Source organism: Micromonospora sp. NPDC049240, from assembly GCF_040647835.1.
GTDB lineage: Bacteria > Actinomycetota > Actinomycetes > Mycobacteriales > Micromonosporaceae > Micromonospora.
Window position 1 is genome coordinate 86,715 of record NZ_JBEZCX010000011.1, and the last position, 23,464, is coordinate 110,178.

Consider the following 23,464-nt stretch of genomic DNA (forward strand, 5'->3'; position numbering starts at 1 on the left):
GGGACGCCGCGAGCGTCCCGACCGGCCGGCGTGTCAGGAACCGTCGGCGGCGAACGGGCCGCCCGCGCCGAACGCCAGCGCGGCGAACCGCTCGCCGATGCGGCGGTCCGCGACCGGGTCGGGGTGCAGCTCGTCGGGCAGCGGCAGCTCGGCGTAGTCCGCCTCGCCGTAGAGCTCCAGCCCGTCCAGGTAGTGCAGGTTCGGGTCGTCGGCGGCGCGGGCGGCCACGATCCGGGCCAGTTCGGCGCGGATCACCCGCAACGTGAGCTTCCCGGCGGCCTGCTCGGCCGGGTCGCCGGTGGCGACGAACCGCAGCGTGCCGGTGCTGAGGTCGGCCGCACCCGGGCCGGGCGTGTCCTCCTGGATCGGGCACAGGATCGACGAGACGACAAGCAGCGGGGTCTCCGGGTGCCCGTCGCGCAGCGTGTCGAGGAAGCCGTGCACCGCCGGGGTGAACGCGCGCAACCGCATCGCGTCGCTGTTCACCAGGTTGATGCCGATCTTCACGCTGATCAGGTCCGCCGGGGTGTCGCGCATCGCCCGCGCGGTGAACGGGTCGAGCAGCGCGCTGCCGCTGAACCCGAGGTTGACCAGCTCCACGCCGGCGAGCCCGGCGGCGATCGCCGGCCAGGTGGCGGTGGGGCTCTCGGCGTCCGAGCCGTGGCTGATCGAGCTGCCGTGGTGCAGCCACACCCGCCGCCCCCGGTCGCCGACCGGCTCGACCGGCGCGTCGGTGCGCAGCGCCACCAGCTCGGTGATCTCGCGCTGCGGCAGCCAGACCTCCACCTCCTTGTCGCCGACGGGCAGGTCGGCGAAGCGGACCGTGGCGACCGGTCCGGGATCGGTGGTCACGTCGCCGGTGGTCAGGTCGATGGTGAGCACCTTGCCGCCATCGGCGGTGGCCTGCCCGGCCAGCCGCCCGTCGACGAGCAGGTCGTAGCGGCCGTCCGGGCGCGGCGGGGCGCCCCGGTAGACCATCTTGGTGGGCAGCACGTCCAGCTCGACGACGGTGGCGCGGGTGCGGAACACCAGTCGTACGCCGGACGGCATCGTCTCCGCCATCGTCACCTGCGGGTCGGTGTTCTGGGCCCGGGCGCGGGCCGGCAGCCGGTGCGGCAGCACGCCGTGCGCGGTGCGTTCCAGGTCGAGCGCGCCGCGCAGCAGGTCGGCGGTGATCGGCGTGGTGATCGAGGGGGGCGGCAGCGTCATGACCCGATCTTGACCTACCGGTCCGCCGGACGACCACGTGTTTCGTCCGACAGGCCGGACCGGGCGCGCGTCAGTCGGCCAGCACCAGCTCGACGTAGCGCTCGGCCATGGTGGCGACGACCTGGTCCGGGTCGGTCGCCCACACCTCGGCGTTGAAGATCTCCACCTCGGTGTCCCCGGTGTAGCCGGCCGCCGCCACGGCGCGGCGCAGCGGCGGGAAGTCGATGTGCCCGTCGCCCATCATTCCGCGCCCGAGCAGCACGTCGGCCGGGAGCGGGGTGAGGAAGTCGCACACCTGGAAGCTGGCGATCCGCGCTCCGGCGCGAGCGATCTGCCGCCACACGTCCGGGTCCCACCAGACGTGGAACGTGTCCACCACGACGCCGACCTGGTCGACCGGGAACGCCTCGGCCAGGTCGAGCGCCTGCCCGAGCGTGGACAGCACCGCCCGGTCGGCGCAGTACATCGGGTGCAGCGGCTCCAGCGCCAGGCGCACGCCGCGTTCGCCGGCGTACGGGGCGAGCTCGGTGAGCGCGTCGGCGACCCGCGCCCGCGCGCCGGCCAGGTCGCGGGAGCCGGGCGGCAGGCCGCCGACGACCAGCACCAGACAGTCGGTGCCGAGGCCGGCCGCCTCGTCGATGGCGCGCCGGTTGTCGGCCAGCGCCTCGGCCCGCGCGGTCCCGCCGGCGGCGGTGAGGAACCCGCCCCGGCACAGCGAGGACACGCGCAGCCCGGCGTCCGCGACGAGCGCCGCGGCGGCCGGTACGCCGATCTCGGCGACCGGCTCGCGCCACAGCCCGATCGCCGGGATGCCGGCGCGGACGCAGCCGTCGACCGCCTCCCGGACCGACCAGCGTTCGGTGGTGCGCTGGTTGAGCGACAGCTTCGCCAGCCGCGGATCGGCGGTCATCCGGTCACCCCGGCCACGTCGAGGTACCCGCGCATCCGGTGTGCCGCCAGCTCCGGGTCGAGCAGCAGCCCGGCGGCGTCGGCCAGCCGGAACGTCTCCACCAGGTGCGGTACGCCGCGCCCGCCGTGCAGGCCGCCGACCATGGTGAAGCCGGGCTGCCGGCCGTTGAGCCAGGCGAGGAACGCGATGCCGGTCTTGTAGTACCGCGTCGGCGGCGCGAACACGTGCCGGGACAGCGGCACGGTCGGGTCCAGGACCGCCCGGAAGCCGGCCGGGTCCCCGGCGTCGAGCCGTTGCAGCGCGGCCGACGCGGCCGGGGCGACGGCCGCGAACGCGCCGAGCAGCGCGTGACTGGACCGCTCGCCATCGCCGGCGATCAGCTCCGGATAGTGGTAGTCGTCGCCGGTGTAGACCTTCACGGAGGGCGGCAGCAGCTCCCGCAGCCGCACCTCCCGGCCGGCGTCGAGCAGCGACACCTTCACGCCGTCGATCACGTCGGCGTGCGCGCGCACCAGCGCGACGAACGTCGTGGTGGCGTCGTCCAGGTCGGTCGAGCCCCAGTAGCCGGCGAGCGCCGGGTCGAACATGTCACCGAGCCAGTGCAGCACCACCGGTGCGCCACTGGCGCCCAGCACCTGCTGGTAGACGCGCCGGTAGTCGTCGGGGCCGGTGGCGAGCGCGGCGAGCTGCCGGCTGGCCATCACCACCGCGACCGCGCCGCACTCCTGCACGAACGCGACCTGCTCGGCGTATGCGGCGACCACCTCGTCGAGCGTGTCGGGCACGCCGGTGAGCTGGTCGGTGGCCGCCCCGGCGACGATGCGCCCGCCGCACGCGGCGGCCTCGGCGGCGCTGCGCCGGATCAGCTCGCGGGTGGCCGCCCAGTCCAGCCCCATGCCGCGCTGCGCGGTGTCCATCGCCTCGGCCACGCCGAGCCCCCACGACCACAGGTCACGCCGTACCGCGAGGGTGGCGTCCCAGTCCAGCCGCGCGGGCGCGTCGGGGGCGTTGTCGGCGTACGGGTCGGCGACCACGTGCGCCGCCGCGTACGCGATCCGGCTGGCCGGCGGCGCGGCCGGCCGTTGCCAGCCGGCCGGTTCCCGCAGCGTCCGCGTCTCGGTGCCGCCGCCCGGGGTGGGCAGCGTGATCCGGACGGTCACCTGTCGATCTCCTCGATCTCGACCCGCCGCCCCTCCCGGGCGGAGCGCAGCCCGGCCTCGGCGAGCTGCACGCCGCGCGCGCCGGCCAGGAAGTCCCACGGGAACGGCTCGTCGTCCACGACGTGCCGCAGGAACGCCTCCCACTGCACCTTGAACCCGTTGTCGTGGTCGGCGTTGTCCGGCACGGTCTGCCACTGGGCGCGGAACGGCTCGGTGACCGGCAGGTCCGGGTTCCACACCGGCATCGGGGTGGCGCCGCGGTGCTGGATACGGCAGTCCCGCAGCCCGGCCACCGCGCTGCCGTGCGTGCCGTCGACCTGGAACTCGACCAGCTCGTCCCGGTACACCCGGACCGCCCACGAGGAGTTGATCTGCGCGATGACGCCGCCGGCCAGCTCGAAGATCCCGTACGCGGCGTCGTCGGCGGTGGCCGGGTAGGTGACGCCGTTCTCGTCGACCCGCTCCGGGATGTGCGTGGCGGTGACCGCGGTGACGGCGGTGACCCGGCCGAAGAGCTGCTCCAGCACGTAGTGCCAGTGCGGGAACATGTCGACGGTGATGCCGCCGCCGTCCTCGGCGCGGTAGTTCCAGCTCGGCCGCTGCGCGTCCTGCCAGTCGCCCTCGAACACCCAGTAGCCGAACTCGCCGCGCACCGACAGGATCCGGCCGAAGAACCCGCCGTCGACCAGCCGCTTGAGCTTGCGCAGGCCGGGCAGGAACAGCTTGTCCTGCACCACGCCGTTCTTCACGCCCCGGTCGGTGGCGAGCCGGGCCAGCTCCAGCGCCCCGTCCACCCCTTCGGCGAGCGGCTTCTCGGTGTAGACGTGCCGGCCGGCCTCGATCGCCGCCCGGATCGCCTTCTCCCGCTGGGCGGTGACCTGCGCGTCGAAGTAGATCTGGTGGCGGTCGTCGGCGAGCGCCGCGGCCAGGTCGGTGGTGTACGAGGTGAGCCCGTGCCGGGCGGCGATCTCGGCGAGCCGGGCCTCGTTGCGGCCCACCAGGGTCAACTCCGGCCAGATCCGGCTGCCGTCGCGGGCGGGTAGCCCACCCTGCTCCCGGATCGCGAGCAGGGACCGGACCAGATGTTGCCGGTAGCCCATCCGCCCGGTCACGCCGTTGAGGATGATCCCGATAGACGTGCGCTCCACGTGTGTCCTTCCGGGTGGCGGTCCCGCTCCTGAATGCGTTTTCAGTAAGCGCTTTCAGGAGGTACGGTAGCCACGCCGAAACCGGCCGGTCAAGACGTTCCGTACGGGGGAGATCGATGCAGCCACGGGCGCACGTGACGCTGGAGGACGTGGCCCGGGCCGCCGACGTCTCGCTGGCCACGGCCTCCCGCGCGCTCAACGGCATGCGGGTCACCCCGCACCTGCGCGACCGCGTCCTGGCCGCCGCCGCGCAACTCGCGTACACCCCGAACGCGCACGCCCGGGCGCTGGCCGGGGCCTCCCACCGCACCGTCGGCGTCATCTGCCACGACGTCACCGACCCCTACTTCGCCGCCGTCGCCGGCGGCGTCATGCGGGTCGCCGGCGCCAACGACCTGCTGGTCATGCTGGCCAGCACGTTCCGCGACCCGGAACGCGAGATCGCGTACGTGTCGATGCTGCGCGCCGAACGCGCGCCCGCCATCCTGCTCATCGGCTCCGGCTTCGAGGACACCCGCTGGGAGCGGGCCATGGAGGCCGAGCTGAAGCCCTACCTCGACGGCGGCGGCCGGGTCGCCGTGGTCAGCCGGCACCGCAGCCTCAAGGTCGACAGCGTGCTGCCGGAGAACCGGGCCGGCGCCGCCGCCATGGCCCGCAGCCTGCTGGAACTGGGTCACCGCCGCTTCGCGGTGCTCTCCGGCCCTCGGACGCTCACCACCGTCATCGACCGGCTCGGCGGCTTCCGGGACGAGCTGGCCGCCGCCGGTGTCACCCTCGACCCGGCAGACGTGATCGAGGGGCCGTTCACCCGCGACGGCGGCTACCAGGCGATGACCGACCTGCTGACCCGCGGCCTGGACGCCACCTGCGTGTTCGCGGTGACCGACGTGATGGCCATCGGCGCGTACGCGGCGCTGCGCGACCACGGCCTGTCGGTGCCCGGTGACGTGTCCGTCGCCGGGTTCGACGACATCCCGATCGTCCGCGACCTCACCCCGCCGCTGACCACCGTGGCGCTGCCGCTGCGCGAGATCGGCGAGAAGGTGATGGAGCTGGCGCTCACCGAGAACACCACCCGCCGCCGGCGGATCCTGCGCCTGAGCGGCGAGGTGGTCCTGCGCGCCAGCACCGCCAAGGTGGGCGCGTGAGCAGGCGGGAGGGCTGCGCCCACGCCAGCACTGGCACCGCTGACCAGGACGGCGCCTACGGCTCCGCCACCCGAGGGTGCGGCGAGCCGTAGGCGCCGTCGTGTCAGTAGGTCAGGCGGCGCAGGTAGCGGTAGCCGACCTCGGCGGTCCGCTGCGGCGTCACGTCCGGGGTGTCGTTCTCCACGATGTACTCCAGCACCTGGTGCCGGCGGAAGATCCGGGCGAAGTCGATCATCCCGGTGCCGAGGTCGGCCATGTCGCCGGTGACCGGGTCGCGGTCCTTGACGTGGTACTGCAACACCCGCTGGGGCGCGCAGCGGATGACGTCGAGCGCGAAGCCCTCCGGGTCGTCGACGCCCTCACCCGAGTTGATGCCACCGGTCACCGCCCAGTACAGGTCGATCTCCAGGTGCACCAGGCGCGGGTCCAACTCCTCGGTCAGCACGTCCCACGGGCGCCGGCCGTTGCCGAAGTCGATGGTGAACTCGTGCGCGTGGTTGTGGTAGCCGTACCGCAGGCCGGCCCGGCGCGCGGCGGCGGCCTCGACGTTCATCTGTTCCGCCCAGCGCTTCCAGTCGTCCTCGCGGTCGGAGTTCAGGTACGGCACCACCATGAACCGCTGGCCCAGCGTACGGGCGTTGGCGATCTTCTGCTCCAGAGCGGCGGCGTCGGCGGCGATCCCGTCGTGGCTGGAGGTGGCCCGGATGCCGATGCCGTCGAGGAACCGGCGCAGCTCCTTCGCGGTGCGGCCGAAGTAGCCGAGCGCCAGCTCCACCCGCGGGTAGCCGACGCGGGCCAGGTGGGCCAGCGTCGCGTCGTAGCCGGGTGCGCCGTTGAGCGCGTCACGGACCGTCCAGAGCTGAAGGCTGATCAGCTCCTTCGGCACGTGCCGCCGGCCGTGCTGGTGCCCACCGCCGGCCTGGGCCGCGGTCGCGCCGAGCCCGCCGGCCAGCCCGACACCGGCCAGCGCCGCCAGCGAGCCGCGCAGCAGGTTGCGCCGGTCGAGGGACTGCCGCAGCGCGCTCTCCCCGTCGAATCCGTAACACATGACGTTCTCCTTTTCGCCGGTCTTACGCGGAGGGGACCAGGACGACCTGGTCGGTGCCGGTCAGCGCGGGCAGCCCGTCGCTCCCGGCATCGGTGTAGCTGGCGACGAACACGCCGGTGAGGTTGTCCGTCCCGGGGTCGTGGCCCTCCGGGACGGTGGTGGTGATCGAGCCGGTGCAGCCGCTGGCCGTGGTCTGCGGGTGCCCGTGGCTGTCGTGGCCGAGGATGTAGGTGACGGTGACGCGGGCGCAGTCCACCGGCTGGTCGTCGGTCACACGGACCTCGAAGGCGACCGTGTCGCCGAACGAGAACGACTGACCCTCGACCGGGTCGACCAGCTCCACCACCGGGGCGGCGTTGCCGACCGCGATCCGTACCTCGGTGGAGGCGGACCGGCCGGCGGGGTCGGTGACCTTCAGCGTGGCCCGGTAGAGGCCGTTCTCCCGGTAGGTGAACGTCGGGTTCGGCGCCCGCGAGTCGACCCGGTTGTCGTCGTCGAGGTACCACTCGTAGCGCAGCCGGTCACCGTCCGCGTCGGTGGTGCCGGCGCTGGAGAACGCGACAGTCAGCGGGGCGGCGCCGGCGGTGGGCGTCGCCGAGGCCCGCGGCACCGGCGTGTGGTTGCCGGTCCAGCCGATGTGGTCGATGCGGGCGAGCTGCGCGTCCGGGTTCTCGCTGAAGTAGCCGTCGCCGTACTCCAGCACGTAGAGCGCGCCGTCCGGGCCGAACTCCAGGTCCATCGGGTTGTCGAAGACCACCGAGGGCAGCACCGGCTCGATGCCGGTCACCGCGCCGCGCCGGTCCTGCCGGAACGCCTTGACGTAGTCGCGGGTCCACTCGTGGAACAGCGGCAGGCCGTCGTAGTGGGACGGCCAGCCGACCGCGGTGCGACCCCGGGTGGTGCGCCTGTCGAAGTCGTACGCCGGGCCGGCCATCGGGCCGATGCCACCGTCGCCCAGCTCCGGGAACCGCGGTGAGTCGCCGTACGTGTAGGCCACCTGCGGCTGCTGCACCGGTGGCAGCGCGCGCAGCCCGGTGTTGTGTGGTGAGTCGTTGACCGGGGCGGCGCAGTCGAACGGGGCCCCGGACGCGCCGGTGGCGAAGTCGTGGTCCACGTAGGGCAGGTCGGCGGTGGCGCAGTACGGCCAGCCGAAGTTGCCGGCCCGGCGGGTGGACAGCCACTTGCCGTGCCCGGCCGGCCCGCGCGTCGGGTCCGCCTCCCGCGCGTCCGGCGAGTAGTCCGCGACGTACAGCTCACCGGTGCCCCGGTTCGCCTCGATCCGGAACGGGTTGCGCACGCCCATCAGGTAGATCTCCGGGCGGGTGCGGGGCGTCCCGGTGCGGAACAGGTTGCCCGCCGGGATCGAGTACGACCCGTCGGCCGCGACCCTGATCCGCAGGATCTTGCCGCGCAGGTCGTTGGTGTTGGCGGCGGTGCGCTGCGCGTCGTACGCCGGGTTGCGGCCCGGCCGCTCGTCGATGGGCGCGTAGCCGCCGGACTCGAACGGGTTGGTGTCGTCGCCGGTGGACAGGTAGAGGTTGCCCTGGGCGTCGAAGACGATGTCGCCGCCGACGTGGCAGCAGATGCCCCGGTCGACCGGCACGTCCAGGATCTGCTGCTCGGTGCGCAGGTCCAGCCGGTCCTGGACCAGGCGGAACCGGGACAGGCGCAGCACGCCCCGGAACGGCGCGAAGTCCTCGGCGGTGCCCCAGCCGGGCGCGTCGCCCTCGTTGACGCCCGGGGTGGCGGGGTCGTCGACGGGCGTGTCCATCGGCGGCGAGTAGTAGAGGTACACCCAGTTGTTGCCGCCCCGCCCGAAGTTCGGGTCGACGGCGACGTTCTGCAGGCCCTCCTCGTCGTGCCGGTAGACGTCCAACGTGGCGGCGACCGTGTTGCGGCCGGTGGCGGGGTTGTGCAGCCAGACCTCGCCGGCGCGGGTCACGTGCAGCACCCGGTGGTCGGGCAGCACGGCCAGGTCCATCGGCTCGCCGGGACTGTCGTTGAGGGTGACCTTCTGGAAGGCGCTATCCGGCGGTGGGGCGGCGGTGCCCGGTGCGGCGGTGGCGGCGACGGTGGGAGTGGTGACGAGGGCGGTGGCGGTAACGGTGGCCACCGCGAGTGCGAGTCGTCCAGTCAACTGCCTCTCCTTGCTCGGGACGGTCGGGCAGGTCATGGGATGCGGCCGACGCTACAAAAGCCATGTCGATATGTCCATAGCTTTCTGTTGTTTCGGCTCAACTTTTGCCCAGGTTGGACGAAAGTGGCTCGCCGTGCCATGCTCCGCGCATGACCAGCTACGACGTCGCCCTCGTCCTGCTCGTCGACCCGGCCGGCGCGATCCTCATGCAGCACCGCGACGGCAACGCGCCCGTCTCGCCGTACCGGTGGAGCCTCCCCGGCGGCAGCATCGAGCCCGGCGAGACACCCGAGCAGGCCGCCCGCCGCGAGCTGCGGGAGGAGACCGGCCTGACCGCCGGTGACCTGCGCCTGCTGTGGAGCGGCCCCCGACCGTACGAGGAAGGTTTCCCGCACACCGTCACCGTGTACGTCTTCCGTGGCACCACGGACGCCCGCCAGGAGGACGTGGTGCTCGGCGAGGGGCAGGCCATGGTCTTCGTGCCCCGCGACCAGGTGCTCGACCGCGAACTGGCGGTCGGCACCGCCAAGGTCCTGTCGCTGCACCTGGCCGACCCCGAGGTCGGCTAGCGTTCCGTCACGTCACGTCAGGCTTCGGTCGGCGTCGGACGGCCACTGTCGAGCTGAGAGCGGAGACGACTCACGCGGCGGTGATCAGCGCACGACCAGCAGGTCCAACGCGTCGACCACCGGCCCGGTGCCGGCCCGGGCAGCCTCGCGCAGGCGCGCGACGCCCGCCGCGTACTCGTCGTCGGTGATCAACTGGAGCGGCGTGTGCGCCTCCCGGCGCAGCGTGACCGCCGCCTCCCGCAGCGACGCCGCGGTGACCTGCGGGACCGGCTCGACGGACGCGGCGGGGAAACCGGCGCCGCCGAAGGCCGACCCGACCTCGGCGACGCCGGGGTACGTGTCGAGCACGCGCACGGCCTCCGGGAAGTAGCGGAACAGCGTGATCGCCCGATGCCGGCCGGCGAATGCCGAGCGGATGAGCACCGGGCCGCCGGGCCGCACCACCCGGCGCAGCTCGCGCGCCGCGGCGACGAGGTCGGGCACGTGGTGGATCACGGTGGAGAGCCACGCGCCGTCGACGCTGCCGTCGCCGAGCGGGAGGCCCGCCGCGTCGCCGCCCAGGAGCGGCCGGAACGCGGCACGGGCGCGCATCGCCGGCGACGGCTCGACCGCGACGACGCGCAGGCCCGGAAACCAGGTGGTGAACGCGCGCGCCCAACTGCCGGTGCCGGCACCCAGGTCGAGCAGGCGCATGCCGGGCCGCGGGTCGAGGTGCCGGGCGACCGCCTCCCGCCACGCGGTGAGCCCGTCGTCGGCGAGGTGCCGGGTCGCCGCGAACGCCGCCGCGTCGGTGTCGTCGTACGCGATGCGGGCCATGTCGTCGAGTCAACTATCCGGTGGGCGCCCGGAGCAAGCGTGGCGAGGAGACGTACAGGCCGGAGCCGGTCCGCCGCAGCGACACCGGGACCGGACCGGCCGGCCGCGCTCGGGGACGCGTCGGGCCGATCCGCGTCTCGGGCCGCAGGACGAACCGGCCGTTGCCGGCGGGGTGTCCGTCCCGGCCGGCGTCGGTCCCAGCGGTGACCGACGCGGAGACCGCCACCCGGCGCTCGGCCCGGCCGTGTCCCCGTTCCCGGTCGGGCGGGTGGCCGGCGGCGTCGTGTTCGGCGGCCAGCCGGGTGGCGTTGTCGAGGAGTCGGCCGGCCGAGTCCACCTGGCCGTAGTGGGCCGCGGTGAGCGCGAGCGTGACCGTGTCGCCGACGCGCTGGCACCGCGGGCAGTCGTCGCGGAACAGGTGGCGACGCAGCGCGGGGACGCGGTCGTGCAGGGCGGCGGGGAGCAGGCTCAGGGCCTGGCGGAACTCGTCGGATCGCACGGTGCCTCCGGAGTGACGTCAACGGACAGGGGGACCGCCCCGGCGCGGCGCGGCGGGTGGCTCAGCGGTGCGCGGTCAGCGGGACGGGATGGCGACGACCTCGACGTCGACGCCCTCGGCGCGCAGCGTCTTCACCGCCTGATAGAGCGCGACCTGCGCGAACGTGAAGAGCGAGTCCACGGTGAGCGTGCGGCCGGCGCTCAGCGCGATGGCGTAGACCACCGTGCGGGGACGGAAGTCCTCGGGCAGCTCCACGCCGCCGGGCTGGGCGCGCACCAGGTCACGGAACCGGGTACGCGCCCGGGCGTCGTAGCGCAGCGCGTCGTAGGAGGTGACACCCTGCGCGAAGAGGTGACTGAGCGGGGAACTGCCGGACGCCCGCTTGACGTGGATCAGCTCGCCGTTCGGGCCGAGCAGGTCGCACGCCTCGATCCCACGGGGGTGCTGGCGGGTGTGGACGAGCTTCTTGTCCAGCAGCACCAGCCCGGGGTGACGCTTCGCGGCCTCCTTGTTGTAGGCGTCCTCGTTGGGCAGCGCGGTGGTCCAGGCCGGCAGCGCGACGCTCGGTGGCCGGTCCAGGAGGCGGGCGATCTCGTCGCGCAGGAACTCGCGGTGCCGAGCGCCGATCTCGTACCACCGGCCTTCGTGGAGCAGCAGGTGACCGGCGCCGACCGCCACCTCCGCGGTGAGCCAGCGGGACACCGGCGTGGACGTCAGCTCCTCGGTGCCGGCGGTGTCGGCGTAGAGCGTCAGCGTGCCGTCGTGCAGCCCGGTCCACCGGTCACCGTCGAGCGCTCCGGTGGTGTGGGCGAGGATCGCGGCCAGGTCCAGCTCCGTGGTCAGGGTGGGGCGCCGTCCGGAGCGGGGCACCCGGATCCGGTACGACCCGACGTGCTCGACGTCGGCCACGAGCCGGCCCGGCACGGCGACGCCGAGGTCCGGCGGCTCCGCCAGCGCCAGCCGCCGGTCCAGCTCGTCGGCCAGCGCCGACTGTCGCGGGTCGGTGGGTCGCAGCGGCCGGATCTGCTCGATGAACTCGAGGTCGGCCGGGGGCGACTCCTGCCGGCACACCCGGTCGATCTCCCGCAGGTCGGCGAGGAGCCGTTCCGGGGAGACGCCGAGCGGGATGCGCAGCGCGTCACCGCCCTCGACCTTCACCGCCCCGCCGACGCGCCGGCACGCGGTCAGGTTCGGATTGTCGACCCGGCCGGACAGCTGGCCGACGATCTCGCCCCACTTGTCGATGGCGTACCTCCAGATGGGCTGACCGCCCGGCACGAGGCTGCGGTCCACGCGGCCACTGGTGCCGAGCACCCGCCGCCGGACGTGGCGGATGTCGTCGGGCTTCAGGGTCCGCACGGCGAAGGAGACCCCGAACGTGGGATCCACCCGCTCCGGCTCGACCATGAACCGGCCCAGCGTGCCGAAGGTCAGGGCGTACGCCCGGTCGTCCACGGCGAGCAGCAGCGCTCCGCCGCCGTTGCTGTGGCCGATGGTCACGTCCGTACCGACCAGTCCGGAAAGCACGCCGCACCACTCGGCCCGGCTGCGCGGGGCGCTGCCGTGCACCAGGATCGCCGGCGTGTCGCCGACCCGGTGCGGCGTCGGCTCGAAACCGTGTCGCCGCAGGTAGTCGACGTGGAGCGCGGACGACAGGCCGTCGACGGTGGGCGGCACGGCGAGCCGGTAGACAGTGGTCGGGTAGGTGTCATCGGGGTTGTTCACCAAGCGCATGACGAACTCCGGTGGAGAGCAGGGATGTCAACGGGCTCAATGACAGCATCGTCCGTGAACCCTGTCAACAGATATGACGCTTGACGTCTGTGGCACACTTCGAACGTGCAGGAGACGCCGACCATCACCGCAGCGGAGATCGCCCGGCTCGCCGGTGTCGGCCGGGCCGCCGTCAGCAACTGGCGCAAACGGCACGAGGACTTCCCCGCGCCGGTCGGCGGCAGCGCGACCAGCCCCGAGTTCGACCTCGCCCAGGTCGAACGCTGGTTGCACGCCCAGGGCAAGCTCCCCGACCTCGCCACCGCCGACCGGCTCTGGCGGCACCTCGCCGCCACCAGCACCTCCCCGGCTGCCGGCCTCGCCGCCGTCGCCGCCCGACTGCTCGCCCGGCACCATGGCCGACGCCCCGCCCGCACCACCGATCCGCAGCTCATACCGCTACTGCCCGACGTCGACGCGCTCGCCGACGAGCTCGGCCCACAGGGCGCCTTCGACGCGCTGTGGCAACGCTTCTCCGCCCCCGGCCCTGGCCGCGCGATCGCCACCCCCGACGACCTCGCCGACCTGATGGCCGGGCTCGCCGACGTCGCCGGCGGCGCCGTGCTCGACCCGGCCGCCGGCACCGGCGCCACCCTCCGCGCCGCGGTCCGCGCCGGCTGCACCTCCGCGTACGGGCAGGAACTCGACAGCGACCTCGCCCGACTCGCCGAACTCCGGCTGGCCCTGCGCGACGTGCCGGGAGAGGTGAGCACCGGCGACTCACTGCGCGCCGACGCCTACCCGGGGCGCACCTTCGACGCCGTGGTCTGCCACCCGCCGTTCGGCGCCAGCAACTGGGGCGACGACGAACTCGGCCACGACCCCCGCTGGATCGTCGGCACCACCCCGCGTACCGAACCCGAGCTGGCCTGGGTCCAACACGCCCTGGCCCACCTGCGCCCCGGCGGCCACGCCGTGCTCCTGATGCCGCCCACCGTCGCCGGTCGCCGCGCCGGGCGGCGCATCCGCGCCGAACTGCTGCGCCGCGGCGCACTGCGCGCCGTCGTGGCACTTCCGCCCGGGGCGGCGGCGCCGCACGGCGTACCCCTGCACCTGTGGGTGCTGCGACGCCCGCCGGCCGACGCGCCGCCCCCGGCGCGGACGCTTCTCGTCGACGCCGCCGACCTCTCGCGCGTCCTCGACACCTGGCGGGCGTTCGTCGCGGACACCGACGTCGACGAACCCGGCTACGCGCGTGCCGTGCCGGTCATCGAGCTGCTCGACGAGGACGTCGACCTCACCCCCGCCCGCCGCCAACCCGCCGTCGTGGGCGAGGCGAGCGGAGAACATCTGGTACGCACGCGGGAGCGCCTCGCCACCGTCGTCGCGGACCTGCCGGCGCTGATGCCGCAGGTCACGCCCGCGCCCGACGGGGCCGAGGGGGAGTTCCTCTCCGTCGGTGAGCTGGTGCGGTCCGGCGCGCTGCACCTCCTCGGCCCGATCCGGGGAGCGGCTTCCGGCGACGGTGGTGAGCCGGCCGGGGGTGGCCGGCCGGTGCTGACCGCGCCCGACGTGGTCACCCGCAGCGAGCCCTCGGCCCGCGGCGGCTCGCTCGGGCAGGAGATCCCCCTGGCCGCCGGTGACGTGGTCGTGCCGGTGATCGCCCGGCAGCTCACCGCTCTCGTCGTGACCGCCGAAGGAGCACTGTTGGGACCGGGTCTGTACCTGCTGCGGCCTGATCCGGCGGTTCTCGACTCGTGGTTCCTGGCCGGGCAACTGCGGACGTCGACGAACGAACGGCAGGCGTCGAGCCTGTCGGGGACGCTGCGGTTCGACGTGCGGCGGGCGCAGGTGCGGCGGGTGTCGCGAGCGGAGCAGGGGGCGTACGGGGAGGCGTTCCGGCGGTTGGAGGCATTCGAGTCGACAATCCGACAGGCGGCGTCGCTGGGGGCGGAGCTGGTCAGGCTGACCGCCGACGGTCTGGCGAGCGGAGTTCTACGGCCCGCACCTGGGGCGTAACGGCCCGGCATGAAAGAGGTTCCGGCGACAGGTCGGTGATCGGCCGCCATCGGGTCAGCACGATACGCCAAAGGGTCCCTAGCTTCGTGATCGTGCGAAGTTGTACGGTCATGCGTCTGTCCGGCATGGATACGACATTGTGGACAGTGCCGGTCGTCGCGAGGGGGGGCGAATGACGCTGCGCAACATCGGCGGCTATGAGCTGGTCAAGCCGCTCGGGTCCGGTGGCATGGGTGAGGTCTTCTTCGCGGTGTCACCGACCGCGGACCGGGTCGCCCTCAAGGTGATCAAGCAGCATCTCATCGAGAAACCCACGGTCCGGGAGCGGTTCGCCGCCGAGGTCGACAGCCTGAGGCTGGTGTTCGGCTCCCGGGTGGCGCAGCTCGAGGACGCCGACACCACCGGCGACCCCGCGTGGCTGGCGGTCGAGTACGTGCCGGGCGCGAACTTGCGCCAGCACGTCGACGCCCGGGGCCCGCTGCCGTTGCCGCTGGCCGCGATGGTCGGCGCGATGCTCGCCGACGGCCTGGCGAAGGTGCACCAGGTTGGGCTGCTGCACCGCGACCTGAAGCCGCAGAACATCATCCTGGGTCCGGACGGCCCGAAACTGATCGACTTCGGTCTGGCGGTGCTGATCGACCGTGAGCACTACCTGACCGAGGTGGGCGCGATCGTCGGCACCCCCGCGTACATGTCACCGGAGCAGGTGCGCGGCGAGCGGGATCTGACGGCTGCGGTCGACATCTACGGCCTGGCCGCGACGCTGGTCTTCGCACTCACCGGTCACGGCCTCTACCCGCCGACGAACTCGTGGAATCTGCTGCTGCGGATCACCGATCCGGCCGACCTGCCCGATCTGAGCGGCGTACCGGCGGAACTGGTGCAGGTGCTCGGCACGATGCTGGCCTTTGACCCGACCGCCCGGCCCGGCCTCGACGCCGTGCGCGCCCGGCTGCTCGCGGTCGCCACCGGCAGCAGCGGCCGGACCGTCCTCGACCTGCGGCGGGAGGTCGCCGCGCTGACCTATGACGGTGACACCGAGCTGCTGGTGCCGCCTGATCTGGACGATCCGCGCCGGGAACCCGAGGATCCGCCCATCCCCGAGGAGGACGGCACCGTGCCGGTGCCGGATCCGGCACCCACCAGGCCCGACCCGGAGCGGCCCACCCTCCCGGGCGCCGACATGACCTGGCTGGTCGACCGGGTGCGCCGCCAGTACGCCCGCCGTTCGACCCTGTAGGAAGGCTCCACCGATGACCACCCCCCAGGACGCCACCTTCGCCCCGGGTTCCCGGATCGTCGTCCGCGACGAGGAATGGCTGGTCCGCAGCGTCAAGACCGGCACCGCGGACGGCACGATGGTGAAGGCGGTGGGCGTCTCCGAGTTCGTGCAGGACGTCGAGGCCACCTTCTTCACCGCCCTCGACACCATCAAGGCGATGCGCCCGGAGGAGACCCGCCTGGTCCACGACACGTCGTCGCGGTTCCGGCAGAGCCGGCTGTTTCTCGAGGCGGTGCTGCGGCGTACTCCGTTGCCCCGTACCGAGCGGGGTCTGGCGTTGGCCGACCGGTTCCTGCTCGACCCGCTGACCTACCAGCAGCGCCCGGTCGAGTTGGCCCTGTCGGGCCTGCGGCCACGCATCCTGCTCGCCGACGTGGTCGGTCTGGGTAAGACGCTGGAGATCGGACTGATCCTCGCGGAACTGATCCGACGCGGTCGGGGTGACCGGATCCTGGTGGTGTCCCCGCAGCAGGTGCTCGAACAGTTCCAGCGGGAGCTGTGGACGCGGTTCGCGATCCCGCTGGTGCGGCTCGACTCCACCGGCATCCAGCGCATCCAGCAGGAGATCCCGGCCGGGCGGAATCCGTTCACCCATTTCAAACGGGCCATCATCTCCGTCGACACGTTGAAGGACGCCGGCCAGTTCGGTCACCACCTCGACGCCACCACCTGGGACGTGGTGGTCATCGACGAGTCGCACAACCTCATCAACAAGGGCACGCAGCGCAACGAGCTGGCCCGCCGGCTCGCCGCGAAGACCGACGCGTTGCTGCTGGCCAGTGCCACCCCGCACAACGGCGACAAGGAGTCCTTCGCCCGGCTGATCTCGCTGCTCGACCCGGCGGCGATCGCCGACGAGAAGCGGTACGAGGCCAAGGACATCGCCCACCTCTACCTGCGGCGCACGAAGATCAGTCCGGAGGTGCGTGACCAGATCGGCGACCGCTGGGCGGACCGGGGCCCGTCCCAGGCCGTGTACTGCCAGGCCGGCGCGATCGAGGAGAAGATCTTCGACGAGCTGACCGACGTGTGGCTGGCCGGCAGATGGAGCGACGACGCCGTCACCGGCAAGGATCGTCTCTTCCCCTACAACCTGCTCAAGTCGTTCCTCTCCTCCCACCGGGCCCTGCACGAGACGGTCAAGAACCGCAGCAGGAACGCCACCGGCACCGAGCGGGCGGCCCTGGACCGGCTCGCGGAGCTGACCTCCGCGATGTCCGACCAGGACTCCAGCAAGCTCGACGCGCTGGTCGAGGAGCTGCGGACGATCGGCGTGGGCCGGGGCAGCGACACCCGGGCGGTGGTCTTCTCCGAGCGGGTGCCGACCATCAAATGGCTCGCCGAGGTGGTGCCCGGCCGGCTCGGGCTTCCGCGCGACGCGGTCCGGGTGCTGTACGGCGGCGTGGCCGACAAGGACGAACAGCGGATCCTCCAGGAGTTCGAGCTGGCCGGCAGCGCAGTACGACTGCTGTTCACCGGCGACGTCGCGTCCGAGGGCGTCAACCTGCACCAGCAGTGCCACCACCTGATCCACTACGACGTACCGTGGAGCCTGATCCGCATCGAGCAGCGCAACGGCCGCATCGACCGCTACGGGCAGAAGCACCGGCCGCAGTTCCGCGCGCTGATCCTCACCTCCGGCCGCGACGACGCCAAGGACGACCGCACGGTCGCCCAGAAACTGCTGGACCGCGAGGCGGTCGCCCACCGCACCCTCGGTAGCGTCGAGGCCACGACCGGTCTCTACGACGCGAAGGCCGAGGAGGACCGCCTGATCCGCGACCTGCTCGCCGGCCGGACCGTCGACGAGTCCTACGAGACCGCGCACGCCGAGATCGACGTGATGGCCGACCTGTTCGCCGAGGTCGGCACCGCCCCGGTCACCGCCGACATCGCCCGGGCCCAGGTGCCGAAGCTGTTCGACTCCACCCCCGACTTCGTCGACGCCGCACTGGCCGAGATCTACGACGACCGGCCCGACGACCACATCGACCTGCACCGCGACGACGAGCTGCTGACCTTCCTCGCCCCCGACGACCTGGTGCACCGCCTCACCGACCTGCCCCGGTCCTATCTGCGCGCCCACCGCGAGGGCGAGGATCTGCGCCTGAAGGTCACGTTCGACCGCCGGCTCGCGCAACGCAAGCTCGACCAGGCCCGGCAGAGCAAGACCCCGATGTGGCCGGAGATCGCCTTCCTCAGCGACGTGCACCCGATGGTCGACTGGCTGGTCGACAAGGTGCTGATCCGCCTGGGACGCCAGCAGGCGCCGGTGCTCACCGCCGACGTCGCCGCCCCCACCTATCTGATCCAGGGCATCTACGCCAACCGCCTCGGCCAGCCCACAGTGGTGCAGTGGATGGCCGTGTCCGGCCTGCCCGGCGACCCGACGGTGAGCCCGATGGACGAGGTGCTCCGCGCGGCCGGAGTCGGGCCGGACATGGTCAACCGCGCGGAGGCGGTGCCCCTGGACCCGCTCGCCGATCACCTGCCGCAGGCCGTCGACGCCGCCCGGACGTATCTGGAAGGCAAGCGCGACGAGTGGGCCGAGGCCAACGCCGAGCCGTTGCGCAGACACCGCGACCAGCTCGTCCACTTCCAGCAGGCGAGCATCTTCGACGAGCTGCCCGCGCCGTACCGCGAGAAGCGACGTCAGCGCGTCGACGCCACCGTCGCCGAGCAACACGACCTGCTCGACCGCCTGGAAACCGCCGGTGACCCGCTGCTGCGGGTGCTCGCCGTCCTCGTCCCGTCCCCGGAGAACGTCGCATGAGCTTCGAGTCACTTACCAACCGCGGCGAGTACCTGTCCGCGCACTACCTCGCCGAGATCCTGCCCGCCACTCTCAAGAACAGCGACCTGGTCAAGCGCTGGACCGCGACGGAGAAGAGCGGCGAGCAGACCCCGCGTACCTCGCTGCGGCGCGCACGCCGCGACTACTTCGACGCCAAGACGGAGCTGGCCGACGAGGAGTTCTTCGGCGCGGATCGGCTGCGCAAGCACCACCAGGGGCTGTTGACGGCGCTCGGCTTCGAGCCGCGACCGCAGACCATCACGGTTGAACGCGCCGGCCACGAGCACCAGATCCCGGTCGCCCACGCCGAGCTGGGCGGTGCGCACGGCATCGTCGCGCTGGACTGCGGCTGGGCCGTCGACACCGAGGCCGCCCAGGACCCGGACGACGCCGGCCGGCTTCTCGACCCGGTCACGCTGCCCGGCAACGAGACCATCGCCACCGGTGCCAAGCTCGCCTCCTGGCTCTTCGCCGCCGACAGCCCGCAGCCGCGTTACGTGCTGATCCTCAGCGGCGGCGTGGTCACCCTCGCCGACCGCCACGCCTGGGGCGAGGGCCGCTACCTGGCCGTCAGCCTCGACACCGCCTACGGCCGCAACGACGACAAGGAGTACGACGTCGTCGCGGCGCTGTTCGGCGCCGACTCGCTGCGCCCGCCCGCCGAGGGCGGCACCGAACCCCTCGCCGACCTGGTCGCGGGCTCCCGCCAGCACGCCGTCGGCGTCTCCGGCGAACTGCGCGAGGGATTGAAGGTCTCCGTCGAGCTGATCGCCAACGAGGTCCTGAACCGGATCCGGGACGCCGGCTACCAGCCGCAGGACGTGATGGTTCTCGACGAGCTGGCCAGGGAGCTGGGCCGGGAGGCGCTGCGCTACCTCTACCGGATCCTCTTCCTGCTCTATGCCGAGGCCCGCCCCGAGCTGGGTGTCCTCCCGGTCAACGACCCCGACTACGCCCAGGGCTACAGCCTGGCCCGCATCGGCGACCTGGTCGCCCGCCGGCTGGCACCCTCGGCCGAGGGCGGCACCCACCTCTACGAGTCGCTCGACCTGCTGTTCCGCATGGTCAACGAGGGCCACCGGCCACGCGGCGGCGCGCAGGTCGACGACAAGGCCAGCGAGGGGGAGGGGCTGCGCTTCGAGCCGATGCGCTCGGACCTATTCCTGCCGGAGAAGACCCGACTCATCGGGCGGCTCATCCCCGAGCCGGACTACGACGGCGACCCCGACGACCCGGACAGCCCGAAGATCGACACGCGGCTGCGCAACAAGGTCCTCTACGAGGTGCTGCGCCGCCTGATGCTCACCAAGGGCGGCAAGAAGCGCCGCGGCGGTTTCATCTCGTACGCGCAGCTCGGCATCAACCAGCTCGGTGCCGTCTACGAGGGCCTGATGTCGTACACCGGTTTCGTCGCCACCGAGCAGCTCTACGAGGTCGCCAAGAACGGCGACCCGAAGGACGGCTCGTGGATGATCCCGGCCTCCAAGGCCGACGACTACGACGACGCCGTCTTCGTCTACAAGGAGGACCCGTACACGGGGGTCCGCAGCCGGGTCAGCCACGCTCCCGGCGCGTTCGTCTACCGGCTCGCCGGCCGGGACCGGCAGACCAGCGCCTCCTACTACACGCCGCAGTCGCTGACCGAGGTCACCGTCCAGCTCGCCCTGAAGTACCGCCTCGACCAGGACGGCACCGAGACCAAGGCGCGGGAGCTGCTCGACTGGACGATCTGCGAGCCGGCGCTCGGCTCCGGCGCGTTCCTCAACGAGGCGATCAACCAGGTCGCCGCCGAATACCTGCGCCGCCGGCAGAAGGAGTTGGAGGTCACCCTCGACCCGGAGGACTACCACCTCGAACTCCAGCGGGTGAAGGCCTACATCGCGCTGCACAACTGCTATGGCGTCGACCTCAACCGCACCGCCGTCGAGCTGGCCGAGGTGTCGCTCTGGCTCAACGTCATGCACGCCGGCCTCCAGGCCCCCTGGTTCGGCCTGCACCTGCAACGCGGCAACTCGCTGATCGGCTGCGGACGCAAGACCTACGACCCGAAGCAGCTCGCCGACAAGTCGTGGCTGACCACCGCACCCAAGGAGCAGCCGTTCCGGGACGGCCCGATCGACGAGGGCACCATCCACCACTTCCTGCTCCCCGCCGACGGCTGGGGCGCGGTCGCGGGGGAGAAGGAGGCCCGCGAGCTGGCACCGGCCGAGACCGCCAAGCTCAAGGCATGGCGTACGGCGATGAAGCGCACCCCCTCCGCCAAGGGCAAGAACTCCCAGGTCAAGCGCTTGCAGGTGCTCGCCCGGCGGGTGGAGTTCCTGTGGGGGCTGGTGCAGCAGCGCCTCGCCATCTCCGAGCAGGAGATCCGCCGCGACATCAAGGTCTGGGGCGCCGACGACCTGCCACCGGTCACCGAGGCGGTGCCCCGGGAGGAGATCCTCGCCGACCTGACCGCGCCGGGCACGCCGTACTGGCGGCTCAAGACACTGATGGACGTATGGTGCGCGCTGTGGTTCTGGCCGCTGGACAAGGTCGGGATGCTCGACGGCTCGGATCCGGCCTACCCGGCCGCGCCGGTCCAGGTGTCACACGTCAGCGAGGTGCCGGCGTACGAGGAACCGGTGGTCTACGAGGCCGCCGACCTCTTCGGAAACGTGCCGGCACGGCAGATGCAACTGCCGACCAAGCCGACCACCTCCCGGAAGCTGTCGGTGTCCGAACAGCTCCGCCGGCAGGTCCCGCTGACCAACCTTGACGACTGGCTCACCTTCGCCGAAGCGTTGATCGGCCGCAGCGACGCCGACGAGAACACCGAGCGGTTCTACGGCCGGAAGCTGACCAGCCTGAGCGAGATGAGCGACTTCGAGCGCAAACTCGACGGCGTCATCGGCGTCGACGCACCCTGGACCCTGTCCGATCGCTTCCCTTGGCTTCTCATAACGGGCGAGGTTGCTGATCAGCAGGGCTTCTTCCACTGGGGCCTTGCCTTCGCACAAGTCTTCGGCAAAGGCGGCTTCGACCTTCAAGTCGGAAACCCACCGTGGGTGCGTCCACTGTGGGAAGAGAACCTCGTGCTGGCTGAGCAAGACCCCTGGTTCATCTTGACCGATGGATCGTCGCCTCAGGCGCGGCAGGGCCGTAAGATGCTGGCCGCGACAGCCGATCGGTTTTTCCTCCAGGAGCGTACGGTCAACGCTGGCCACGCGGCCTATTATGCGGCCATTGCCACGTATCCATTGCTCGCTGGAACGCAGCCGGACTTGTACCGCGCTTTTATGTGTCGCGTGTGGTCAAATCTTGCGGAAACTGGTATGGCAGGCTTGGTCCACCCAGACAGCCACTTCGGCGGCGCGCGTGAGGGGCGACTACGTTCGGCGGCCTATAGTCATCTGCGGCTTCATGCTCATTTTCAGAATATGCGTTTAATCTTTAAAGAAATTAGCTGGACTCGTGAGTTCGGTATCCACGTTTACGGAGGTCCTAGATCACATATCTCCTTCACTCATGCAAGTTGGCTCTATGCACCGGAGACCCTTGCTGGTTCGTTGACGCACGACGGCCAGGGAGAACTGCCGGGCATCAAGTTCGAAGGCGTCTGGGATCTGCGGCCGCATCGGGGCCGGCTTATTACGGTAGATAAATCAGTGCTCGCGGAATGGCAGATGGTAATCGGTGATGTTGGCGGCGCCGCGGATCAGGCCAAGCTTCTCCAGCCTGTAACCTGCGGAGAGCAGGCAGTTATTTCTGCCTTGGCGAACGTTGGTGGTCGGTTAGCCGATATGCGGCCCATGATTTCGTCAGGCTTCCATGAAAAAATTGCTAAAAGCGATGGATTGATCAAGTGGCTTGGCTCGGCTCCGGGTGACTGGCGCGAAGTGATCCTGCAGGGGCCCCATTTTGGTGTGGCTGCACCGCTCGCCAAGCAGCCGAACATTCCATGTCGTAGTCCTAAGGACTACGAATCATGGGACCTTACGGTTTGCGGCGATGACGCCATACCGCGAACGAACTATCGAAGAGTAGTTGAACGTGCAGTATTCGATTCAGCCCAAGACTCGTGGAAAGATCGACCATCCAGCGAATACTACCGTCTAGCTTGGCGTGAGATGGTGCCGCTGAACACCGAGCGGAGCCTCTTCGCGGCTATTATTCCACCTGGTCCGACTCATATCCATGCAGTGCGTTCTATGGTGCTCGAAACTGACCGCGAAACTGCTTTACATGCAGCCTTCTGGGCGTCGCTGCCGCTGGACTATCTGCTCCGCATTACCGGCCGTGGTCACTTAGATGTGAAAGATGCGGGGTTGATGCCAGCTCCTGAGCTGGGGCATCCTCTGGCGTCTGCTGCGTTGATCCGTGCGTTACGTCTGAACTGCGTGACCCGCTCCTACGCTGCCCTTTGGCGAGGTCTCTACTGCGATGGGTGGCGTGGCGAAGAGGGGTGGGCCGTGCGGTGGCCCGAGCTGCCCGAGGCGCGGGCCCTCGGCGACGTGGATCGCGAGTGGAGCCGCGGCACGCCGCTGAGGACGGAGCGAGTTCGTCGCTCAGCGTTAGTCGAACTTGACGCGCTTGTTTCCGTTTGGCTTGGCATCGGAGTCGACGAACTGCTATCGATGTACAGGGCGCGCTTCCCCGTGTTGAATGATTACGAGTCCACGATGTGGTTCGATGGCGCGGGGCGACGGATTACGAGGGACTACTATGCGCGAGGCGTGAACCAAGCGAACGATGCATACAGGAAGCTTATGGATTACCTTGACGACCCAGTGCGTAACGCTGTGCCGGAGGGCTATTCGGCGCCGTTCTACAAAGCGGAACGAGAGGCTGAATACCGGCAGGCGCACGCCGTATTCAGCAAGCGGCTGCAGGATGCGGCCAATGCAGGCCAGCAGTCATCCGAGCGGATAATCTCTAGAGCGGCGAGAGGTTAATGAGTCGTAACAATTTAGATTTCGGCGGGTGCCTCATTGCGGTGTTCATTCTGATGGTACTGCTCGGGTGCTTATTTTGGG

General features: G+C 71.2%; 15 protein-coding genes. 6 read left to right on the forward strand and 9 right to left on the reverse strand.

Features of this window, described 5'->3' with window-relative positions; genetic code table 11:
• Positions 1 to 33: 33 nt before the first annotated feature.
• The 4 genes from AB0B02_RS18335 to AB0B02_RS18350 all read right to left on the reverse strand — a co-directional run bounded on the left by AB0B02_RS18335 (position 34) and on the right by AB0B02_RS18350 (position 4,427).
• Positions 34 to 1,209 (reverse strand): SGNH/GDSL hydrolase family protein, encoded by a 1,176-nt coding sequence (locus AB0B02_RS18335; protein ID WP_357301629.1) that lies wholly within the window; start codon positions 1,207 to 1,209, stop codon positions 34 to 36.
• 70 nt (positions 1,210 to 1,279) lie between these two features.
• Positions 1,280 to 2,119 (reverse strand): sugar phosphate isomerase/epimerase family protein, encoded by an 840-nt coding sequence (locus tag AB0B02_RS18340; RefSeq protein WP_357301632.1) that lies wholly within the window; start codon positions 2,117 to 2,119, stop codon positions 1,280 to 1,282.
• Complete coding sequence (locus AB0B02_RS18345) at positions 2,116 to 3,279, reverse strand: dihydrodipicolinate synthase family protein (protein ID WP_357301635.1); 1,164 nt, start codon at positions 3,277 to 3,279, stop codon at positions 2,116 to 2,118. The genes AB0B02_RS18340 and AB0B02_RS18345 overlap by 4 nt, the downstream gene beginning before the upstream one ends.
• A complete protein-coding gene (locus AB0B02_RS18350) occupies positions 3,276 to 4,427 on the reverse strand; it encodes a Gfo/Idh/MocA family oxidoreductase (RefSeq protein ID WP_357301639.1) in 1,152 nt (383 codons plus the stop codon). Before AB0B02_RS18350 ends, AB0B02_RS18345 begins: the two co-directional genes overlap by 4 nt.
• Before the next feature lie 116 nt (positions 4,428 to 4,543).
• Between AB0B02_RS18350 and AB0B02_RS18355 the strand changes: the two genes are divergently transcribed.
• A complete protein-coding gene (locus AB0B02_RS18355) occupies positions 4,544 to 5,575 on the forward strand; it encodes a LacI family DNA-binding transcriptional regulator (protein ID WP_357301642.1) in 1,032 nt (343 codons plus the stop codon).
• 103 nt (positions 5,576 to 5,678) lie between these two features.
• Here the strand turns inward: AB0B02_RS18355 and AB0B02_RS18360 are convergent, their stop codons facing one another.
• Both AB0B02_RS18360 and AB0B02_RS18365 read right to left on the reverse strand, forming a co-directional pair.
• Positions 5,679 to 6,623 (reverse strand): sugar phosphate isomerase/epimerase, encoded by a 945-nt coding sequence (locus AB0B02_RS18360; protein WP_281941057.1) that lies wholly within the window; start codon positions 6,621 to 6,623, stop codon positions 5,679 to 5,681.
• A 22-nt stretch (positions 6,624 to 6,645) separates the two neighbouring features.
• Complete coding sequence (locus tag AB0B02_RS18365) at positions 6,646 to 8,760, reverse strand: PQQ-dependent sugar dehydrogenase (RefSeq protein ID WP_357301646.1); 2,115 nt, start codon at positions 8,758 to 8,760, stop codon at positions 6,646 to 6,648.
• Between the two features lie 149 nt (positions 8,761 to 8,909).
• Between AB0B02_RS18365 and AB0B02_RS18370 the strand changes: the two genes are divergently transcribed.
• Positions 8,910 to 9,329, forward strand: coding sequence for an NUDIX domain-containing protein (locus AB0B02_RS18370; RefSeq protein WP_357301649.1), 420 nt, complete (start codon positions 8,910 to 8,912; stop codon positions 9,327 to 9,329).
• An 84-nt stretch (positions 9,330 to 9,413) separates the two neighbouring features.
• On the opposite strand, the gene AB0B02_RS18375 is transcribed toward AB0B02_RS18370, so the two are convergent.
• The 3 genes from AB0B02_RS18375 to AB0B02_RS18385 all read right to left on the reverse strand — a co-directional run bounded on the left by AB0B02_RS18375 (position 9,414) and on the right by AB0B02_RS18385 (position 12,378).
• Positions 9,414 to 10,145 (reverse strand): methyltransferase domain-containing protein, encoded by a 732-nt coding sequence (locus AB0B02_RS18375; RefSeq protein WP_357301652.1) that lies wholly within the window; start codon positions 10,143 to 10,145, stop codon positions 9,414 to 9,416.
• 13 nt (positions 10,146 to 10,158) lie between these two features.
• Positions 10,159 to 10,644 carry a hypothetical protein gene (locus tag AB0B02_RS18380; RefSeq protein WP_357301655.1) on the reverse strand — a complete coding sequence of 162 codons (486 nt, stop codon included), beginning with the start codon at positions 10,642 to 10,644 and terminating at the stop codon, positions 10,159 to 10,161.
• A gap of 75 nt (positions 10,645 to 10,719) precedes the next feature.
• Entirely contained in the window at positions 10,720 to 12,378 is a 1,659-nt protein-coding gene (locus AB0B02_RS18385; protein WP_357301658.1) for a DUF6119 family protein, read from the reverse strand.
• Positions 12,379 to 12,483: 105 nt separating this feature from the next.
• Here AB0B02_RS18385 and AB0B02_RS18390 point away from each other — a divergent pair, with 105 nt between their 5' ends.
• The 4 genes from AB0B02_RS18390 to AB0B02_RS18405 all read left to right on the forward strand — a co-directional run bounded on the left by AB0B02_RS18390 (position 12,484) and on the right by AB0B02_RS18405 (position 23,383).
• Complete coding sequence (locus AB0B02_RS18390) at positions 12,484 to 14,376, forward strand: N-6 DNA methylase (protein ID WP_357301661.1); 1,893 nt, start codon at positions 12,484 to 12,486, stop codon at positions 14,374 to 14,376.
• Between the two features lie 172 nt (positions 14,377 to 14,548).
• Complete coding sequence (locus tag AB0B02_RS18395; RefSeq protein WP_357301664.1) at positions 14,549 to 15,616, forward strand: serine/threonine-protein kinase; 1,068 nt, start codon at positions 14,549 to 14,551, stop codon at positions 15,614 to 15,616.
• A 13-nt stretch (positions 15,617 to 15,629) separates the two neighbouring features.
• The gene (locus AB0B02_RS18400; RefSeq protein ID WP_357301667.1) at positions 15,630 to 18,431 is read left to right on the forward strand and encodes a DEAD/DEAH box helicase; all 2,802 of its coding nucleotides are present in this window, start codon (positions 15,630 to 15,632) and stop codon (positions 18,429 to 18,431) included.
• Positions 18,428 to 23,383, forward strand: a complete 4,956-nt coding sequence (locus AB0B02_RS18405; protein WP_357301670.1) for a class I SAM-dependent DNA methyltransferase — start codon at positions 18,428 to 18,430, stop codon at positions 23,381 to 23,383. The genes AB0B02_RS18400 and AB0B02_RS18405 overlap by 4 nt, the downstream gene beginning before the upstream one ends.
• Positions 23,384 to 23,464 lie beyond the last annotated feature (81 nt).